Annotated in this window: 3 protein-coding genes; 1 reads left to right on the top strand and 2 read right to left on the bottom strand. The window is 69.4% G+C overall.

Features of this window, described 5'->3' with window-relative positions:
• Window positions 1-20: 20 nt before the first annotated feature.
• Together GFH49_RS39580 and GFH49_RS41120 are read right to left on the bottom strand one after the other, a co-directional pair.
• Window positions 21-233: a hypothetical protein gene (locus GFH49_RS39580; protein ID WP_196218224.1), complete on the bottom strand. Its 213-nt coding sequence runs from the start codon at window positions 231-233 to the stop codon at window positions 21-23.
• Window positions 234-919: 686 nt separating this feature from the next.
• Window positions 920-1,042: a hypothetical protein gene (locus GFH49_RS41120; RefSeq protein ID WP_268867539.1), complete on the bottom strand. Its 123-nt coding sequence runs from the start codon at window positions 1,040-1,042 to the stop codon at window positions 920-922.
• Between the two features lie 74 nt (window positions 1,043-1,116).
• Here GFH49_RS41120 and GFH49_RS39575 point away from each other — a divergent pair.
• The coding region (locus GFH49_RS39575) for an FAD-dependent oxidoreductase (RefSeq protein ID WP_196218223.1) at window positions 1,117-2,232 on the top strand (1,116 nt) is incomplete at its 3' end.

Below are 2,232 nucleotides of genomic sequence, written 5' to 3'. Positions count from 1 at the left end.
CCACACTCCCCACACCCGCCTCACCAGCACGGGAGCAGCGCACGCCGGTCCTGCGCCCCGGTGATCGCCGCTGCCCTGACGGGCATCACCGCGATCATCGCGCTGGCCTTCTCCTGGCCCGCCGTCACGGCAGAGCCGAAGGACACCGCGACCGCCGCCGTCGTCGGGTCTGAGCAGGCCGCCGCCGCGATCACCGAGCAGCCGCAGGAGCAGGGCGACGGCGTGCTCGACATCGCCGTGGTCGACGACCGGGAGGCGGCCGTCGACGGCATCGAGCAGCGCGACTGCTACGGCGCGATCGTCCTCGACGAGCAGCCGGAACTGCTCAGGGCCTCGGCCGACGGGACGATCAATCAGGTCGTCGCGTTGGTAGGCACCGAAGTGCCGCGACTGCGGCGGGGCGATGGTCTCCTTCCCCGTCCACTCCCGCGTCGGTGTCTCCCGGACCGACTACGACAGGGCCGGACAGTGGGTCTCGCAGGCGGACCTCGTCCCGGCCGTCGGCTCGATCGAAGGGATGTACGGCGGCTATGTCTGCCGCATCGGCCCCCGGGCCACGGTCATCCGGGTCAACCCCAAGCCCACCCGGTTCGACGAGCGGGCGTCCCTGTCCGTCCCGGCAGGCCGGACGAGTTGTTCGAACGGCTCCGAAGACCCCGGCACGGACGACGACGGATCGACGAAGGAGGGAAGCCACGAGCATGGACGGCAGAGTGTGCGTCATCACCGGCGGCACAGATCGGCGCGGTCGACGCCTACAACCTCACCGTCTGGGGAGACCAGGTGGTCGAGTTCGGTCCGATGCGCTTCGGCGGCGCGGACTTCCTCGGCGGACCATGGGCGTCAACGCCGGGGCGCCGGCGATCAGTGGGCCCGTGCAGATCTGCCACCGCAAGCAGGACTTCACCCCGCAGGACGTCTACGACGACGTTCTCGCGGCGATGCGCAGCCGGCCGTGGCCGACGTCGTACGAGTTCTGCCCGGGCGTCGGCCACGGCTCGGCCAGGGACCCACCGGCGACGACGACGCGGCCGGTGCCCACGCCTGGCCGCGGACCCTGCAGGTCCTCTCCGCGCCCACACCACCAGCCTGACTCCAGAACCCAGGGAATACCGCATGCAGAAGAACAAGAAGAAGATCCTCGTAGTCGGTGCCGGCTTCGCGGGACTGTCCGCCGCGTACTGGCTCGGCCGCCACGGCCATGAGGTCGTCGTCATCGAGCGGGCTGCGGCCCTCAGGGCCTCCGGCGCGCAGATCGACCTCCGGGCGCAGGGCGTCGACGTCGTCAAGCGCATGGGACTGCTCGATGCGGTCGAAGCCCGACAGGTGCACGAGGCCGGCTTCGAGATGATCGACAGCGAAGGCCGGGTGAAGGCGCGCATGATGCCGAACACGTCCGGCCGCGGGACCGCGTCCATCACCTCCGAGTACGAGATCATGCGCGCGGACTTCCTGCGCATCCTCTACGACGCCGCGAAGGACAGGGCGGAGTTCAGGTTCGACACGATGATCGAGCGCTTCGAGCAGGACGACGAGCACGTCAAGGTCCACTTCGCCGACGGCTCCTCCGAAACGTTCGACCTGCTGGTCGGCGCGGACGGCCAGGGGTCGCGCATCCGCAGGGCCATCCTGCCTCCCGGCGCCCCGGACCCGTACCGGCGATCGGGCGTGAACGTGGCCTACTGGATCGTCCCCCGCGACGAGTCCGACAGCGATATCGCCACGATGTACAACGCCCCCGGCGGCCGACTCGTCATCCGTCGCAGCCACAGCGAGACCGAGACCCAGATCTACTTCTTCCTCAGGGACAATTCCCCCGAGGCCCGAGCGATCCACAGGAAGCCCGTCGACGAGCAGAAGCGGTTCTATGCGGACAAGCTGCGAGGCGCCGGCTGGCAGACCGATCGCTTCCTCCACGCCCTTGAGTCCAGCGACAACTTCTACTCCCAGGAGGTCGTCCAGATCGTCGCGGAGCGCTGGCACCAGGGCCGCGTCGTCCTCGTGGGGGACGCCGCGCACGGCCTGCCCCCGGCGGGCTGGGGAGTCACGTCGAGCCTCATCGGCTCCTACATCATGGCCAACGAGCTGGAGCGCAACGCCGAGAAGCCGTCGACCGCCTTCGGCAGCTACGAGACCGCGATGCGCCCGTTCATCAAGTCCAAGGAGCCCGCCAGCTTCCGCTCCATGCGAATCCTGCTCCCCAGCTCCCGTCTGGGAATCCGTCTGTTCCAC

This window comes from Streptomyces blattellae (assembly GCF_009709555.1).
GTDB lineage: Bacteria > Actinomycetota > Actinomycetes > Streptomycetales > Streptomycetaceae > Streptomyces > Streptomyces blattellae.
Note: the sequence above shows the minus strand (reverse complement) of the source record. Positions and strands in the feature narration are given on the sequence as shown.

Bases quoted from the DNA above. Each gene is read 5' to 3' on its own strand.
- GFH49_RS39580 (WP_196218224.1), bottom strand. From the start codon at position 233: ATGTCGAGCACGCCGTCGCCCTGCTCCTGCGGCTGCTCGGTGATCGCG.